This window comes from Brevibacillus gelatini, assembly GCF_050920745.1.
Classification (GTDB): domain Bacteria; phylum Bacillota; class Bacilli; order Brevibacillales; family Brevibacillaceae; genus Brevibacillus; species Brevibacillus gelatini.
Genome location: NZ_CP154342.1, coordinates 3,788,176 through 3,804,023 on the forward strand (window position 1 = coordinate 3,788,176; position 15,848 = coordinate 3,804,023).

14 protein-coding genes are annotated in these 15,848 nt (G+C 53.8%); 6 read left to right on the top strand and 8 right to left on the bottom strand.

Annotated elements, in window-relative coordinates; all coding sequences use genetic code 11:
- The first annotated feature begins 110 nt into the window (after positions 1-110).
- The 3 genes from AAFJ72_RS18325 (at position 111) to AAFJ72_RS18335 (ending at position 2,361) form a co-directional block, all read left to right on the top strand.
- Entirely contained in the window at positions 111-803 is a 693-nt protein-coding gene (locus AAFJ72_RS18325) for a CoA transferase subunit A (RefSeq protein ID WP_432775152.1), read from the top strand.
- A 47-nt stretch (positions 804-850) separates the two neighbouring features.
- The gene (locus AAFJ72_RS18330) at positions 851-1,507 is read left to right on the top strand and encodes a CoA transferase subunit B (RefSeq protein ID WP_122905596.1); all 657 of its coding nucleotides are present in this window, start codon (positions 851-853) and stop codon (positions 1,505-1,507) included.
- Between the two features lie 158 nt (positions 1,508-1,665).
- Entirely contained in the window at positions 1,666-2,361 is a 696-nt protein-coding gene (locus tag AAFJ72_RS18335; protein ID WP_432775154.1) for an alpha/beta hydrolase, read from the top strand.
- Here the strand turns inward: AAFJ72_RS18335 and AAFJ72_RS18340 are convergent.
- Positions 2,324-3,529 carry an MFS transporter gene (locus AAFJ72_RS18340; protein WP_432775155.1) on the bottom strand — a complete coding sequence of 402 codons (1,206 nt, stop codon included), beginning with the start codon at positions 3,527-3,529 and terminating at the stop codon, positions 2,324-2,326. The genes AAFJ72_RS18335 and AAFJ72_RS18340 overlap by 38 nt on opposite strands.
- 120 nt (positions 3,530-3,649) lie before the next feature.
- On the opposite strand from AAFJ72_RS18340, the gene AAFJ72_RS18345 reads away from it, so the two are divergent.
- Together AAFJ72_RS18345 and AAFJ72_RS18350 are read left to right on the top strand one after the other, a co-directional pair.
- A complete protein-coding gene (locus AAFJ72_RS18345; protein ID WP_432775156.1) occupies positions 3,650-4,561 on the top strand; it encodes a LysR family transcriptional regulator in 912 nt (303 codons plus the stop codon).
- 359 nt (positions 4,562-4,920) lie between these two features.
- Positions 4,921-6,405 carry an IS1182 family transposase gene (locus AAFJ72_RS18350; protein ID WP_432774196.1) on the top strand — a complete coding sequence of 495 codons (1,485 nt, stop codon included), beginning with the start codon at positions 4,921-4,923 and terminating at the stop codon, positions 6,403-6,405.
- 203 nt (positions 6,406-6,608) lie between these two features.
- On the opposite strand, the gene AAFJ72_RS18355 is transcribed toward AAFJ72_RS18350, so the two are convergent.
- The 7 genes from AAFJ72_RS18355 to AAFJ72_RS18385 all read right to left on the bottom strand — a co-directional run bounded on the left by AAFJ72_RS18355 (position 6,609) and on the right by AAFJ72_RS18385 (position 14,831).
- A complete protein-coding gene (locus tag AAFJ72_RS18355) occupies positions 6,609-8,093 on the bottom strand; it encodes an IS1182 family transposase (RefSeq protein ID WP_432777215.1) in 1,485 nt (494 codons plus the stop codon).
- A gap of 457 nt (positions 8,094-8,550) precedes the next feature.
- Positions 8,551-9,447, bottom strand: a complete 897-nt coding sequence (purU, locus tag AAFJ72_RS18360) for a formyltetrahydrofolate deformylase (protein WP_432775157.1) — start codon at positions 9,445-9,447, stop codon at positions 8,551-8,553.
- Positions 9,448-9,556: 109 nt separating this feature from the next.
- Positions 9,557-10,228, bottom strand: coding sequence for a TetR/AcrR family transcriptional regulator (locus AAFJ72_RS18365; protein WP_432775158.1), 672 nt, complete (start codon positions 10,226-10,228; stop codon positions 9,557-9,559).
- A 17-nt stretch (positions 10,229-10,245) separates the two neighbouring features.
- Positions 10,246-11,385: an ABC transporter permease gene (locus AAFJ72_RS18370; RefSeq protein ID WP_432775159.1), complete on the bottom strand. Its 1,140-nt coding sequence runs from the start codon at positions 11,383-11,385 to the stop codon at positions 10,246-10,248.
- On the bottom strand, positions 11,382-12,143 hold the full coding sequence (locus AAFJ72_RS18375) for an ABC transporter ATP-binding protein (RefSeq protein ID WP_122905603.1): 762 nt from the start codon (positions 12,141-12,143) through the stop codon (positions 11,382-11,384). The genes AAFJ72_RS18370 and AAFJ72_RS18375 overlap by 4 nt, the downstream gene beginning before the upstream one ends.
- Entirely contained in the window at positions 12,140-13,330 is a 1,191-nt protein-coding gene (locus tag AAFJ72_RS18380; RefSeq protein ID WP_432775160.1) for an HlyD family secretion protein, read from the bottom strand. The genes AAFJ72_RS18375 and AAFJ72_RS18380 overlap by 4 nt, the downstream gene beginning before the upstream one ends.
- A gap of 373 nt (positions 13,331-13,703) precedes the next feature.
- On the bottom strand, positions 13,704-14,831 hold the full coding sequence (locus tag AAFJ72_RS18385) for a 2-methylaconitate cis-trans isomerase PrpF family protein (protein WP_432775161.1): 1,128 nt from the start codon (positions 14,829-14,831) through the stop codon (positions 13,704-13,706).
- A 124-nt stretch (positions 14,832-14,955) separates the two neighbouring features.
- Here AAFJ72_RS18385 and AAFJ72_RS18390 point away from each other — a divergent pair, with 124 nt between their 5' ends.
- Positions 14,956-15,819, top strand: coding sequence for a LysR family transcriptional regulator (locus AAFJ72_RS18390; protein ID WP_122905606.1), 864 nt, complete (start codon positions 14,956-14,958; stop codon positions 15,817-15,819).
- The last annotated feature ends 29 nt before the right edge of the window (positions 15,820-15,848 follow it).

Sequence of the window (15,848 nt, forward strand, 5' to 3'; positions counted from 1 at the left end):
GTATGATGAAAAGGCGGAAATATTCAAGCAACTGTCTGCTCTCTTGTTAGCGCTTACAAAAAGTCTTTACTCGCGTACAACGACATTTTTTCATGGTGGGAGTGATCGTCATGGCAAAAATTTACTCTTCTTATGCGGAGATCGTAGCAGATATTCACGATGGGGCTACACTGCTCGTCGGCGGCTTCGGACTGGTCGGCATTCCGGAAAATCTCATTATCGCCCTGCGCGACAAAGCAGTGAAAAACCTCACTGTCGTCTCCAACAACTGCGGCGTGGATGACTGGGGACTCGGCCTGTTGCTGCGCGAAAAGCAAATCAAAAAAATGGTTTCTTCCTACGTCGGGGAAAACAAGGAATTCGAGCGTCAATTCCTCTCGGGCGAGCTGGAAGTCGAGCTGACACCGCAAGGCACGCTGGCCGAAAGAATCCGCGCTGGCGGCGCTGGCATCCCTGCCTTCTACACGCCTGCGGGCGTCGGCACCCCGATTGCAGAAGGCCGCGAGACGCGCGTCTTCAACGGCAAGGAGTATTTGCTGGAGAATGCGATCACGGGCGACTTCGCGCTCATCAAGGCGTGGAAAGCCGACAAGATGGGCAATCTCGTCTTCCGCAAGACCGCGCAAAACTTCAATCCGATGATGGCCGCCGCCGGAAAAATCACGATTGTCGAGGTAGAAGAAATCGTGGAAACAGGCGAGCTGGACCCGGATCACATCCACACGCCAAGCGTGTACGTCCAGCGGCTGATTCAGGCTCCGTCGTTTGAAAAGCGGATTGAGCGGCGCACGGTCCGCTCCTAACCGAAGACACGATCACAGACAAAGGTCATTCAAGGGAGGAAACAGATATGTCGCTTACTCGTGAGCAAATTGCCATTCGTGCTGCCAAGGAAATCGAGGATGGCTTTTACGTGAATCTCGGAATCGGGATGCCTACGCTGGTTGCCAACTACATCCCGGAAGGAAAAACCGTCGTGCTGCAATCGGAAAACGGCCTGCTCGGAATCGGCCCCTACCCGACCGAGGACGAACTCGATCCCGATCTGATTAACGCCGGAAAAGAAACCGTCACAGCGATTCCCGGCGCGGCTTACTTCTCCAGCGCCGAGTCGTTTGCCATGATTCGCGGCGGGCACATCGACCTCGCCATTCTCGGCGCGATGGAGGTTTCTGCCGAGGGCGATCTGGCGAACTGGATGATTCCCGGCAAGATGGTCAAAGGAATGGGCGGAGCGATGGACCTCGTGCACGGCGCGAAAAAAATCGTCGTCATCATGGACCACGTCAACAAGCATGGCGAGCCGAAAATTTTGAACAAGTGCGCTCTGCCGCTCACTGGCAAAAAAGTGGTCAATCGGATCATCACGGACAGAGCCGTTCTCGACGTGACACCGGACGGCCTGCTGTTGGTCGAAGTCGCGGAAGGCTATACGGCAGAGGACATCCAGGCGTGCACAGAGCCGAAACTGCTCATTTCGCCAGAGCTGAAAACGATTGAACTGTAACCTTTTGACCAGCTTTTACAAAATCGGCCTCATCCTGCCGGGATGGGGCCTTTTCGTTTTCGCAAGCAAGCTGCATCCGCGCAGTCGCTTCCCGTCCGTATTCGGTATATAATACGTACACAAAGCAAATTGCCAACATTTGAGAGGAAGAGATCACGATGTCAGGAACAGTCGGTTGTCTTCTCATCCACGGATTCGCCGGAGACATCAACGACGTTTTGCCCCTCGCCAAAGCGCTGCGCGAGGTTGGCTACCAGGTCGAGTGTCCCACGCTGGAAGGGCACGGGACGACTCGCCGCGAGATGGCCCGCAGCACTCGCAAAGACTGGCTGCGCTCTGCGGAGGAAGGCTACAAACGCCTCTCCATGCGCTCAGACAAGATCGTCATCATCGGGTTTTCCATGGGCGGTCTGCTCGCCTTTCACCTTACGACCCGCTACCCTGTCGAGCTGCTGATTACGATCAATACGCCGTACAAATACTGGGACGTAAAGGAAGCGATGAACTACTTGCGCGAGGACTTCCCTACCCATTCGCGCCGCTACATAAGAAGCATCGGCAGAATCCCGATCAGCAGCATGCTGGAGTTTCGCCGGCTTTTGTCGGAAACGAAGCCTCTCCTGGGGCAGATCAAGACACCGTACCTCTTGCTGCAGGCAAAGCGGGACGACACGGTGCATGCCATCAGCGCCCAGCTTCTGGCAACCAGTGTAGACAAATCCGCGTCGCCGCAAATCACCTGGTACGAGCATTCCAATCACATGCTGCTGCACGGCCCGGACAAGGAAGCGGCGATCGCCCATATTTTGGCTGCGCTCAAGGAGCGTTTTCCAGACTCTCCCGTCTCTGTCTGACACTCCATGATGCGGCGATGAGCAAAAGCGCTGCGGCAAGCCCCATGTACATGGCGGATAGCCCGGCATGCTCATCAAGCCAAAAGGCGAACAGCGGTCCCAAGGCCGCACCCAGGTCCGTGATGACGGAATAAAACGTCATGACTGCTGTGCTGTTGGCGTGCCTGGCTGCTTCATCTGCCGCGAGCGTGTCCATCACTGTCGTGAGAATCGTCGCGGTCAACTGGATGCCGAAGAGCACCGCAAACCACGCGCCAAGCGGCACCCCCGCCTGACTGAGCGCGAACAGGAGAGAGCCTGTAAAAAGCGTCGCGGCAAACATCTTCCTTCTGCCGTACCGATCCGCCAGCCTGCCGACTACAGGCGCGGCCCACGGCTCCCAGCACCAGCGCAGTCCTTGCACCACGCTTGCGAGCACGGCAGCTCCGAGCACGAGAAACGGAGCCCGCTGCTCTACCAGCCTGCTCAGCGTGGAAGCAAACATGCCTTGATAAACCATGGTGACGAAAAGCGCGGTCAGCATGGTTTTTTGCATGGCCGCCTGCCGCCACAGCCCCAGCCTGCGCGACTCCCCGCCTTCCTCTACAGTTGACGCGGTCCGGCTGGAATAGCCAGGACGAATGTAGAAAAAGACGAGCAACAGCGCAAACAGCGAGCAGCAGGCGAGCAGAAGCGAAGCCGGCTGCAAGCCGTACCAGGAGGCAAACAGCGCTCCTGCGAGCATTCCCCCCAGGCTGCCGAGACGGTACAAACCGTTGTACAGCCCCATCATCTGCCCACGGTTATGTCCGTCTGCCACAGACACAATCAACGAATACGCCCCCAGCCGCAAAAACGTCCAGGCGAAGCCCCACAGGCTGCGCATCACAAGCCACAGCCAAAAGCCCTGGAAACCGTACGACAACGTCGTCACAAAAGCGAGCACGACTGCGAGGACTAGCCCGGCGCGCCCACCTGTCCGCTCGTACCACTTCCCGACGAGCGGCCCGAACGGAACCCGAATGAAGCGGTTGACTGACAGCAGCACACCCACCTCCCACAGCGAACCGAGCCCGGCCTCCCGCCAATAGAGCGGCAGCACCACATACAGCATCGAATCCCCGAGCATGCACAGCGCCGTCACCAAGGCAACCGCGACGACCTGCGTTTTCCCGCTGGTTTCTCTCATCTCTTTTTTGCTCCTTTACTTCCCGGCATTCTATGGATTACCATACAAGGAATCATTCATTTGATCTAATACATATTCGTGCGCAAATCATCATTTTTGGTTATGAATGGAGGGAGCAAAATGAACCTGCACGCCTTGCGCATTTTTGTGGAAGTAGCCTCGCGCCAAAGCGTGACCGAAGCCGCAGATGCCCTCTCGATCAGCCAGCCTGCGGTCAGCGCGCAAATCCGCAAGCTGGAAAACGAGCTGGGCGTTGCACTCGTCGCCCCTCATGGCCGGGGAATCACCCTGACCGACGAAGGACGTTTTTTGTTGGAAAAAGCTCGCCGCATCTACGACTGGGAGCGCGAGATCGAATGGCAGCTTGCAGAAATGAAGCAGGGCAAAAAGGGCAAACTGCGCATCGCCGCCACCTATTTGCCCTCCCACTATCTCGTGCCCAGGTGGCTCGCCGCGTTCAAGCGGCAGTACGAGCAGGTCGATGTGGAAGTCCGCACCCGCAATTCCGCGCAATCGATTGAACTGTTATTGAGCAGTCAGGTCGATCTCGCCATCGTCATCAAGGAATCATGGGACGAGCTGCCAGTCCGGCGCGTACACATGACAGATGTGCCTTACTGGTTCATCCTGCCCGCCGATCACCCGTACGCGGGAAAAGAGATCAGCATGGAGCAGCTTGTGCAGGAGCCATTTTTGCTGCGGGAACAAGGCAGTTCGACGCGGGAATGGCTGTTTTCCCTCTGCCGCGAGCATGGCGTCAAGCGCCCGCGCGTCGGGCTGCAATATCACGGGCTGGTCGAGTCGATCCAATCTGTCCGCGCAGGGTACGGAACGATGCTGGCCCCTGCCCTGGCTGTCAAGGAAATGATCGAGCGCAACGAAATCGGACGCGTGACCGTCCCCGGCGTGGAGATCCGGCGCCCTGTCTACATCTGCACGCGCGAGGAAGAAACCAGCTATCGCCCGGTAGTGGAGCGGTTTTTGGAGATGGTTTTGGGGGAAAAATCGCTTCAGGCATTCGTGAAGCGTTAGACGCTACAAAAAAAGCCTCCCACTGGAGAGCACTGCAAAACACTTCCTTTATATGGAAAGTGAAGGCGTTTCTTTGCTTCGCTTCGTTGCCAGCCCACTATGGGGCTTATCTGTCCGTTCCGAGACGTTTCACGGGGCGGGGGCTCAACATCTGGGTTTCACAATGAAGTGAGACTAACGCCCCCTTCATCCCCGTGTCCACGTCTCTACGCTGGAAGGCTGGCAAAGGCGCTCCGCAAATAAAACGCCTCCTATTCCAAACTCCATCAGCTTTTTGGCTTTGAATGATTGCCAGCACCTCGCGGTGCTGGTTTTTCGCTATAATCAATATTAAGAAAATGTTCAAAGGACATGTTGCCATGCTATCTGCTGACAGACAATTGAAAGCCTCATTTCATTCAGAACTTTACAATTTAATTCCCGAAGACCATCTTCTTCGAAAAATCAACGAAGCTGTGGACTTTTCGTTCATTTACGAGTTAGTTCGTCCATCTTATTGTGAATATTACGGAAGACCAGCGAATGAACCGGAACTTCTGTTTCGTCTTTTATTTCTGCAGTATCTTTATGGCTTATCCGATGAGCGAATGATTCAAGAAGCACAAGTAAACCTCGCGTATAAATGGTTCTTGGGGTTGAATCCTGAGGATACTTTGCCCGATCCGTCACAATTATCCCGATTTCGGAATCATCGCTTAGGTGCAAGCCAGATTAACGAAATCTTACAAGTGCTTGTAAAACAGTGCGTAGAAGAAGGCTTGATTAAGTCAAAAACACTCATTGTCGATGCAACACATACTGTTGCTTCCACTCAAAAGAAACGGCCTTTGGACGTGTTGCAGGAAGCCGCCAAACGGCTCGTACGAGCCGTACTTAAAAAGCATCCAAAGCTGGAGAAGAAACTTCCTCGTCCTCCGAAGTGTATGCAAGGCGATGTCGATGCGGCAAAAGTGATGCTACATTACCTCGCTGAACTGGGAGAAACGGTAGAAAATCTCCTTCCTGATCATGAAGGGGCCATCTCCGAAAAACTCAAGCACGCAAAGCAAATCGTGGAAGATGAACGGTTACTAGCAAACAAAGGCATCATGTCTGCGATTGACCCAGACGCGCGTTTTGGCTGGAAAAGCAATACCCTCTCCTTTTTTGGCTACAAAGAGCATGTAGCGATGACAGAAGAAGAGATCATCACTGCGATTGAAGTTACGGGTGGAAGTGAAGATGATGGCAAACAACTGCCAAAGCTATTAGAGCAAACAGAAAAGACAGGTATGAAGATTGAGGAAGTCATCGGAGACACTGCTTACTCTGGAAAAGACAATTTAAATCTCCTTGCCTCAAAAGACATTCAACCGATAGTCCCCTTAAACCCAATTGTCCATTCCGGAGGAATGAAACAGGAAGGCTTTACATACAACAAAGACGCCGACTTTGTCATTTGCCCAACCGGAGAGCACAGTATACGAAAAGCGGTACAAGGGAAGAAAAAATCCGGGCGCAGCCGTTCTCTTGTCTTTTACTTTGATGTGGAGAAGTGCAAGACATGTCCACTTCGCGAAGGATGCTACAAGCCTGGTGCCAAAGCAAAGACTTATTCCATTCGTATGGTGGCGGAGCACTATCAAGAGCACATGAGGTTTGAGGCAAGCACCACCTTCAAAGAGCGATCGAAGCGTCGCCGGATCATTGAGCACAAAAATGCTGAATTAAAAAGATTTCATGGATTGACCAGGGCAAAATACCGTGGTTTATTTGGTATGCGGATACAAGCATACTTAACGGCATTCGTTGTAAACGTAAAGCGAATGGTAAAGCTAATAAAGCAAATGCAGCCAGCTTCGTAAGAAGTAAGGCTGCATTCTTTTTGATGCCGTCGGCATCAATTATTGACATGAACCCATTATTAAAAACCGAGAGAGCACTTTTGCAGTGCTCTCCCACTGCGAGAGTCCTGCAAAATACCTCTGTTGAGGTTTGCGGATCGGGTAACGCACAGTATTTTTTTTTACAAAAAAGGACTTTAACGAAAAATGCAGTCCATTCTCCTTTAAGAGACGGGCTGCATTTTTTCTGCCAATTTTATCATCCGTTTTACATTTACGACGAAAGCCGTAAGTATTGCCTGTATTCGCATACGAAAGAGACCACGGTACTTGGCCTTGGTCATCCCATGATACCTTTTTAATTCAGCATTTTTGTGCTCAATAATCGGTCTGCGACAAATACGTTCTTTGAACGTATCGCTGTTTTCAAACTCGATTTGCGCCTTGTAGGGTTCCGCCACGATCCGGATGGAGTAGGTCTTGCTCTTTGCTCCTGGTTTGAAACAGCCTTCCCTAAGTGGGCATGTCTTACATTTCTCCGTATCGAAGTAAAAAACGAGAGAACGACTTTTGCCACTCTGCTTGCTTCCTTGGACAGCCTTTCGGATACTATGTTGTCCTGCCGGACAAATAACAAAGTCTGCATCCTTGTTGTACTCAAAGCCCTCTTGCTTCAGTCCCCCATTATGTACGACGGGGTTTAGCGGGACGACAGGTTTAATCCCCTTGGATTTCATCTCGGCCAAGTTATCTTTACCCGAATATGCGGTGTCAGCAATCACTTCTTGTACTTCTATTCCCACGTCAAGCGATTGGTTCAAAAGTTCTTTGAATTGTTTTCCGTCATCCGTACTTCCTCCGGTGACCTCCACAGCCGTAATGATTTCTTCATCCGTCATGGCAATATGCTCTTTGTAGCCAAAAAAGGATTTCGTATTGCTCTTCCATCCAAAGCGGGCATCTGGATCAATGGCCGACATAATGCCTTTATTGGCCAGCAGACGCTCATCTTCCACGATGGCCTTGGCGACCTTGATCTTCTCCGAGATGGAACCCTCATGATCGGGTAACAAAGTCTCGACTGTCTCTCCAAGTTCCGCCAAGTAGTGAAGCATGATCTTCTCGGCACCCTCTTGATCCTTCTTCAACTCCGGTAACCTCGGGAGTTTCTTTTCAAGTTTTGGATGCTTTTTCACCACAATACGGAATAAGCGCTTCGCCGCATCTCGCAGTACTTCAAGAGGCTTTTGTTTTGGCGAAGCTGCCAGTGTATAAGTGGAATCCACGATGATCGTCTTTGATTTCACAAGTCCTTTTTCGATGCACTGACGTACAACCGATTTGAGTACCTCGTCTACGGCTCCGGCTCCTAACCGATGATTACGAAAGCGGGATAACTGAGAGGGGTCAGGAAGGGTATCTTCTGGATTTAAACCTAAAAACCACTTATAAGCGAGGTTTACCTGCGTTTCCTGAATGATGCGTTCATCCGAAAGATTGTAGAGAACCTGTAAAAACAGCAAGCGAAACAGGAGCTCCGGCTCGTTAGCTGGTCTTCCGTAATGCTCACAATAAGAAGAACGAACCAATTCATGAATGAACGTGAAATCGACGATTTCATTGATTTTACATAATGGGTGATCCACGGGAATCAGTTTATATAATTCGGCATGGAAGGATGCCGTGATTTGTTTAGAGGGCTGTAGCAATGGTTCCAACTCTTTCGTTTTCTTTTTATTGTACATCAAAACCCGGTGTCGAAGCGGCACTGGGTTTCAGCCTGTTGAAAACCTACTGTTTCGGAGGAGAAGCATGTTTCCAGGCGGAGCGACTAGCGGAGTCCAGCCGAGCGGAACAGCGAAGCCCGGGGAGACAGAAGCGCAATCCATGAGTAACCTTCGGAGCTGCGCGCCGTTTTGCGCTTCCCCCGGGATCGCTGTGGAGCGGACAGTTTCACATCCTTGCAGGACGTAGACCGGAGCGCAGATCGGAAACATGCTTCTCCCCACTACAGCTACATTCTCGATAATTGAAACCCCAGTACCTAAGGGCACTAGGGTTACGGTTTACAGATATTAGGTGGACTTTTGCAGGGCTCTCCACTGCGGGAAGCTTTTTCCTGCTTGGCAACACCACATATTAGAAGCGGCTTTGCCCATATCGTATTTACGGAAACACAATCGTCTTGTTGCCGTACACCAGCACACGGTCTTCCAGATGCCAGCGGACGGCGCGCGCCAGCACGGTGCGCTCTACCTGGCGTCCGAGCTGCTTCAGCGCTTCGACGTCCTCCTGGTGCGTGACGCGCTGTACGTCCTGCTCGATGATCGGACCTGCGTCCAGTTCCTCGGTGACGTAGTGCGCGGTCGCCCCGATCAGCTTCACGCCGCGGCGATACGCCTGCTCGTAAGGCTTGGCCCCCACGAAGGCAGGGAGGAACGAGTGGTGGATATTGATGATCCGCATATGGTAATCGGCAAGAAAACGCGGGGACAAAATCTGCATGTAGCGCGCCAGGACGATCAGATCGACGCCCGCTGCCGCTTCCAGTTGCGCTTGTTCCGCCTGCGGCTTGTTTTCCTTCGTCACCGGAATGCAGCGGTACGGAATGCCAAACGACTCTACCGTCTCCTGCATGTCCGGATGGTTGCTGACGACAACGGAAATATCTGCGTGCAGCTCGCCGGACTTCCAGCGCCACAACAGCTCCAGCAGACAGTGGTCTTCTTTGGACACAAACAGCGCAACCTTTTTGCGCTTGTTCGCTTCCACCAGCGACCAGTCCATGCCGAAGCTGTCGGCTACCTGCGCAAACTCCGCCTTGATCGCCTCAAAGCGCTCCTTGAGGTTGACCAGATCAAATTCAATCCGCATGAAAAAGCGGCCCGTCTCCGGGTCAGTCGTGTACTGGTCAGACTGGACGATGTTTGCACCCTGCTGAAACAAAAAGTTCGAGACCGCCGCAACGATCCCCGCCCGGTCCGGGCAGGAAATCAACATCCGCGCACGGTCTTTGTTTTTTTCCCGATACGCAAGCCATTCTCTCTCTGATAACAAATTCATGGTTTTTCTCCTCCAAAAGCAAACAGCAAAAAGTTGTTTGCAATTATACCATTCCTCCGCCGATTTTCCAGAGGAAACTTGAGAGAAAACGCTTGCTTATCGATAAAAATCATTTTGCTATTCCGTTCAGCAATATATCGACGGTCATGGCAATCTGCTCTTCATCGCTGTAGGCTGCATAATCGTCCTTGTCCAGTACCTGGCGAAACAGCACCAGACCGATCATCGCAGACAGGACGGCGCGAAAGACAGCCTGGCTCGGCAGCGGACGCAGCTCGCCCGCATCCACCTTGGCCTCGATCAGCTTTTGCGCCATCACCTTCGCATCCTCAAATACGGTCGAAATCAGCGCTTCGCGAATCTCGTCATGAAAAAACGCTTCCTGGAGCAAGATGCGGATGTGCTTTTCATTGGCGATCACCAGATTCAGGCGATTCCGGTACAGCTCCGTGACGATTTCGCCAAACGGCTTTTGCGCCCGCTCCTTGAAAATCTCGCGCACATCTTTCAGAATGAACGGCGCTGCAAATTTCACCAGCACAGGTGCCACGACAGCGAGCAAAATGTCTTTTTTCGATTTGTAATGGCGGAAAATCGTTCCTTCAGCCACTCCCGCCTCTTTGGCGATCTCGGAGGTAGAGCTGGCGTGGAAGCCTTTTTCCGCGAACAGCTTGACGGAGGCCCGCAAAATATTGCGCTGCTTTTCCGTCATCTCGCTTTCGTCCTTCAGCTCTTCCACATATTGCAACAGGCCCTCTGCAAACGACGGCGGCTTGTTCATACGTCTTTTACGCTCCTCTATTCAATCTTCTTGCGGAATCGGCCGATGGCGACAGCCAAAATGACCAGGCTGAATGCGCCCATCCCGACAATCTCTTCCCAGAGCGCCTCGGCGCCCACGCCTTTCAAGAAGATGCCCCGCAAGATTTCCAGAAAATAGGTCAACGGGACAAGCCCGCCTAACCATTGTATCACGACCGGCATCGAATCGCGCGGGAACATGAAGCCGGACAACAGCACGCTGGGCAGGATGAGCGCAAAGGCCATCTGCATCGCCTGTAGCTGCGTCTTCGCTACAGTCGAGATAAAAATCCCCAGCAGCAGCGTAGTCACGAGAAACAGGACGGACAAGGCGACCAACAGACCGATGCTCCCTTTGACCGGAACCCCGAACCAGGCCGTCCCGACGAAAAGCACGAGGCAAAACGAGAACAGCCCTACGCCGACATACGGCGTAATTTTGCCAAGCATCAGCTCAAGGGGGCGAATCGGCGTCACGACGAGCTGCTCCATCGTGCCCCGTTCTTTTTCCCGAACGAGCGAAAAGGCGGTCAAAATCATCGTGACGTTTTGCATAATCAGCCCGATCAGTCCAGGAATATTGAAGACGATGCTCTCCATATTCGGATTGAACAGCACGCGCGTCTCCAGCTCAAGCGGCATCGTCAGCTCGCCCATTCCCTGCTTTTCCAGCTTCTTTTCCTGCAAGCTGATCGCCTGGTGCTGCACGATCAGTTGGGCGTTGGACACAGCCGTTCGCGCGATATTCGGATCGGAGCCGTTGACGAGCATCTGAATGTGTGCCGGTTCGCCGCGGTCTTTTTGGCGCGTATAGTCCGGCCCGATCACCAGCCCGACATCTGCCGTTCCGTCGTCCAGCATCGCCTCCAGCTCCCGGTAGCCGCCGACGCTCGCTGTCGCCTGAAAAATTTTCGTATGGACGAACTGGTCGATCAGCTCCCGGCTTGCGGCTGACGGGCTTTGGTTCCAGACGGCCATGCGGATGTCGTTCACATCCGTATTGACCGCGTACCCGAACAAAAACAGCAGCATCAGCGGCATGACCAGCGCAATCGCCAGGCTGGGCCGATCGCGTTTGATCTGGATCACTTCCTTTTTGACGACAGACCAGTAGCGCCCCCAGACAAACCGTCTCATCGCGCTCCCCCCTCCGCCGCCTGCCGCGCTTCTTCACGCCGCACCAGCTCGATGAACACGTCCTCCAGATTGTTCGCGCCCATCTGCCCAATCAATTCCTGCGGGGTTCCTTCCGCAAGCAGGTTGCCGAAAAAAATGAACCCGATCCAGTCGCACGTCTGGGCCTCATCCATGTAGTGTGTCGTCACCAGCACGGTAATTCCTTGCTCGGCCAGTTCGTGAATCACTTCCCAGAAAATGCGCCGCGACACCGGATCGACTCCGGCCGTCGGTTCGTCGAGAATCAGCAGTTCCGGCTTGTGCAAAAGGGCGCAGGACAAGGCGAGACGCTGCTTCCAGCCGCCGGACAGCGAGCCTGCCAGCTGCTTTTCCCGGCCTGCCAGCCCGGCCATTTCGATCAGCTCCGCCTTTCTTTTCCGCCGCTCCGCTGCACCTAGTTGGTAGACACCTGCGTAAAAATCGAGGTTTTCTTCCACTGTCAAATCTTCATACAGGCTGAACTTTTGCGACATGTAGCCGATGCGCTGCTTGATCTCTTCACTCTGGGTCATGACGTCATAGCCGAGCACAGTTCCGCTGCCCGTCGTCGGCGTCATCAGCCCGCACAGCATGCGAATCGTCGTTGATTTTCCCGAACCGTTCGGGCCGAGGAAGCCGTAAATCGAGCCTTTTGGCACTGTCAAGGTCAAGCTGTTGACGGCGACCCGCTCCCCGAAGCGCTTGGTCAGTTGCTGACATGTAATGGCGGCGGCGCTCATCGGCCTCCCTCCTCGTCCGGCAGCAGCACATCGGCAGGCATGCCCGGCTTGAGTTTTTCCTGGCCTTTGGTAACGTCAATCGTGACGGCAAACACAAGCTTGGTCCGCTCATCTTGTGTCTGCACATTTCTTGGCGTAAACTCCGCTTTGTCCGCGATTCGTCTGATCGTGCCTGTAAACGTCTCATCCGGGTATGCATCCACCTTGATGCCGACCTCCTGCCCTTTTTGCACACGGTTCAACTGCGCTTCCGGGATGTACACCACGAGCTTGAGTTTGTCTGCTTTCATCATCGTAAACAAAGTAGCCCCTGCTTTGGCGACCTCTCCCTGCTCGATGGAAGTGCGCAGCAAAACACCGTCTTCTGCGGCGACAATCCGCGTCTTTTCCAGTTGCAGCATCGCCTGATCGAGCCTCGCCTGCGCCTGTTCCTCTGCTGCCAGCAGTGCCCGGATCGCGTAGTCTGTACTGCCTGCCCGCACCAGATCAAGCTCTGCTTGCGCCGCTTGCTGCTGTGCTTCGGCTGTGCCGACCTGGGCAGCCGCTGCTGCCACATCCTCCTGAGCGGAACGGTACGCCGCCTTGGCTTCGGCCACCTGTGCCGTCCACTGATTCAACTGGGTGGTCGCCTGGCTGACCGCCTCTTTTTGCGTATCCAGGTCTTTTTGCGAGATCGCGCCTTTTTCATACAAGGCCGTCGCCTCTTGCAGCCGTTTTTGCTGGTAGCGCAGCGTCTCTTCCGCTCCTGCGCGCTGTGCTTCGGCCCGCGCGAGCTGCTCCTGTGCCTTGGCGATTCCCGCCTCTGTCTGGCTTTTTCTCGCCTGCGCCAAACGGATGCTGGCATTCGCCTGCTGCACGGCGGCTACCCCCTTTTGAATCGTCTGGTCGCGCGAGCCTGCCTTCGCTTCCTCCAGCCTTGCCCTCGCCTGCTCCCATGCCGCCCTGGCCTCCGCCACGCTGATCTCGTAGCTGCGCGGGTCGATTTCCGCCAGCAGCTCTCCTTTTTTCACCTCGCTTCCTTCCTTGGCGATCACCTTCGTCACCAGCCCGCCTACTTCGGCCACGACCGGCCATTCATCCGCCTCGATTGTCCCTGACAGCGGCTGCTGCTTTTCCCCGAAAAGGCCGCAGCCTGACAGAGCCAGAACAAGACTGCCGATACTTACTGCACGCAAGACACGTTTCATGCAGAATCTCTCCCATCCCAAGTGAGTGAGTAATCACTTTTATTATTGCGGTCAAAAAACGGGCATGTTGCCCTCTTTGTGCAGATCGTGATGCAAGTCGTCGGATGAATTTCATGAAAGCGAGTGATTACTCACTTCTTACTTTGAGTATATGCTCCCTGCGCCCAACTTGCAATTTTTATTTTGCAAACACGTGTCAACAGCGAAAAACGCTCCGGCCAGAACAAGGGATTCATCCCCAGTCCGACCGGAGCGCTATTGGCTGGCGGAGGCTATTGGGTAGTGGAGCCGTCTTTGTTGCTACAGGGACGGGACACGGGATGCCGCTCGACCAGAGCATCCGTCGGCGGCGTTTTGCGACCGGGCTTCCCGATTACGCCAGTTGGGAAGCGAGCGTGTAATGGCTTTTCGTGTACACATACCCTTCCAAAATCATCCGTGCCGTGCGCACGACTTTGATCGCGCTGATGTGGCCCGCGACAAATTCCGCCTTCGTTTCGATGATGCCGCCGGGATGCGCGAGCCGCAGCACCTCCCGCTTGATGTCGATCAGCTCGGAGAGGACGGTGTCAGGCAGAAAAGCGGCCGCCGTGGTGCAGATCGCTCCCGTGATCGCCAGCGCCTGGTGCGGCTTTTGCATCGACATCATGCGAATGGAAAGATCCATGTCCGCCGCTTTGCGATAAGTGCCAGTCAGGTCGGTGTAGTCCGTCGGAGCCGCAACGATTGTCAGCTTCGGTACAGCCGGTGACTTGAGCGTCGCTTCTTTGCGGTCAGCGAATTTGCACATCTCGGCGGCAATCGAACGAATTTCCTCCAGCTCCTGCAACTTGCTGGCCGTGAAGTCGGCAGGCAGCTCGGTTCCGGTAAGCCCGATGTCTTTGGCCCGGACGAAGACAAGTGGATTGGCGACGTCCACAATCGACACGGGAATCAGCCGCCCGTTTGCTTTTATCATGTCGATCGGATTGCCGGTCGGAAAAAGCTTTCCGGTCACTGCTCCCTCCGCTTGCGTAAACGACAGGTAGATCGGCGAGCCTGTGCCTGGTACGCCTGGAATCGCGCACTGCCCCTCTACCTTTACCCGTCCGTTTTCCACCTCGACTTCGGCGACGATCAGCTTTCTCGTGTTCGTGTTCCAGATGCGCACGGTCGTGATTGGCTCCTGCGGCTGCACCAGCCCCTGCTCGATGGCATACGGGCCTACCGCTGCCGAGATGTTCCCGCAATTCCCTTTGAAATCGACCATTTGCTGGTCAATACTCACCTGGGCAAACGTATATTCCACGTCAAAGTCCGGCGAATCGGCTTTTTTGATAATCGCCGCCTTGCTCGTCAATGAATTGGCCCCGCCCAGTCCGTCAATCTGGCGCTGATCGGGGCTGCCCATCACATCGAGCAGAAACGGTTCCCAGAGCGACTCGTTTTTTGGCATATGCGCGTGATTCAAAAAAACTCCTTTGCTTGTACCGCCCCTCATGATTACGACAGGTACTTTCATCGCCACAACCACCTTTTCTTGTTCAATGAAAGTATCGTATGATAAGCTAAATCATAAGTGAAATACATGTTTTTTTCTGATTTTGATAAAAAAATTTTATAGTCTGTTTTGGAGGCGAATGCGATTGGATGAAAAAGATTGGCTGGCCATCCGCGTTCTATATGAGGAAAAAAACATCAGCCGCGCTGCAGAGCGCCTGTATGTTTCCCAGCCGGCCCTGACCTATCGGCTGAAAAATCTGGAGAAGGAGTTTGGCACGAGCCTGTTTTACAAGGTCAAAAACGGGATCGAATTTACGTCGGAAGGCATTTACCTGGCGGATTACGCGGAGGAAATGATTAGGAAGCTGCAAAAAACAAAGGACTACATTCTCAACATGCAAAACGAAGTGCGCGGCACGCTGCGGCTCGGCGTCTCCAGCAACTTCGCCCAGTACAAGCTCCCGAAGATTTTGAAAAAGTTTTCCGCACAGTTTCCCCACGTGCAGTTCAGCGTCCATACAGGATGGAGCACCGATATTATGCATCTGTTGAACTCTGCGAGCGTCCAGCTTGGCATTTTGCGCGGCAATTACGAATGGTACGGCCTGAAAACGCTTTTGCACAAAGAACGGCTCTGCCTGATTTCCAAGGACGAGGTCGACTTGGACGACCTGCCTTCGCTGCCGTTTATCAACTACAAAACCGACAGCTCGCTGAAAAACTTGATAAACGGCTGGTGGCGCGACCGCTTCTCTGACCCGCCGCTGGTCACGATGGAAAACGATCGGCAGGAAACATGCAAGGAAATGGTGAAGCAAGGTCTCGGCGTCTCCATCCTGCCGGAAATTTGCCTGCAGCCATCGGACAATTTGCATACTTACGGGCTTTCCTACAAAAACGGCGAGCCTGTACTGCGCAATACCTGGCTCATGTACAATCAGGATGTGTTGCGGCTGTCTACCGTGAAACATTTTATCGACTTCCTGAACAAGACAGCGAGCCTCTAACCTTGATACAACGCAAGATTCGCTCTTGC

Coding starts and splice junctions, on each gene's coding strand:
- AAFJ72_RS18325 (WP_432775152.1), top strand. CDS start 111: ATGGCAAAAATTTACTCTTCTTATGCGGAGATCGTAGCAGATATTCAC.
- AAFJ72_RS18330 (WP_122905596.1), top strand. CDS start 851: ATGTCGCTTACTCGTGAGCAAATTGCCATTCGTGCTGCCAAGGAAATC.
- AAFJ72_RS18335 (WP_432775154.1), top strand. CDS start 1,666: ATGTCAGGAACAGTCGGTTGTCTTCTCATCCACGGATTCGCCGGAGAC.
- AAFJ72_RS18340 (WP_432775155.1), bottom strand. CDS start 3,529: ATGAGAGAAACCAGCGGGAAAACGCAGGTCGTCGCGGTTGCCTTGGTG.
- AAFJ72_RS18345 (WP_432775156.1), top strand. CDS start 3,650: ATGAACCTGCACGCCTTGCGCATTTTTGTGGAAGTAGCCTCGCGCCAA.
- AAFJ72_RS18350 (WP_432774196.1), top strand. CDS start 4,921: ATGCTATCTGCTGACAGACAATTGAAAGCCTCATTTCATTCAGAACTT.
- purU (WP_432775157.1), bottom strand. CDS start 9,447: ATGAATTTGTTATCAGAGAGAGAATGGCTTGCGTATCGGGAAAAAAAC.
- AAFJ72_RS18365 (WP_432775158.1), bottom strand. CDS start 10,228: ATGAACAAGCCGCCGTCGTTTGCAGAGGGCCTGTTGCAATATGTGGAA.
- AAFJ72_RS18370 (WP_432775159.1), bottom strand. CDS start 11,385: ATGAGACGGTTTGTCTGGGGGCGCTACTGGTCTGTCGTCAAAAAGGAA.
- AAFJ72_RS18375 (WP_122905603.1), bottom strand. CDS start 12,143: ATGAGCGCCGCCGCCATTACATGTCAGCAACTGACCAAGCGCTTCGGG.
- AAFJ72_RS18380 (WP_432775160.1), bottom strand. CDS start 13,330: ATGAAACGTGTCTTGCGTGCAGTAAGTATCGGCAGTCTTGTTCTGGCT.
- AAFJ72_RS18385 (WP_432775161.1), bottom strand. CDS start 14,831: ATGAAAGTACCTGTCGTAATCATGAGGGGCGGTACAAGCAAAGGAGTT.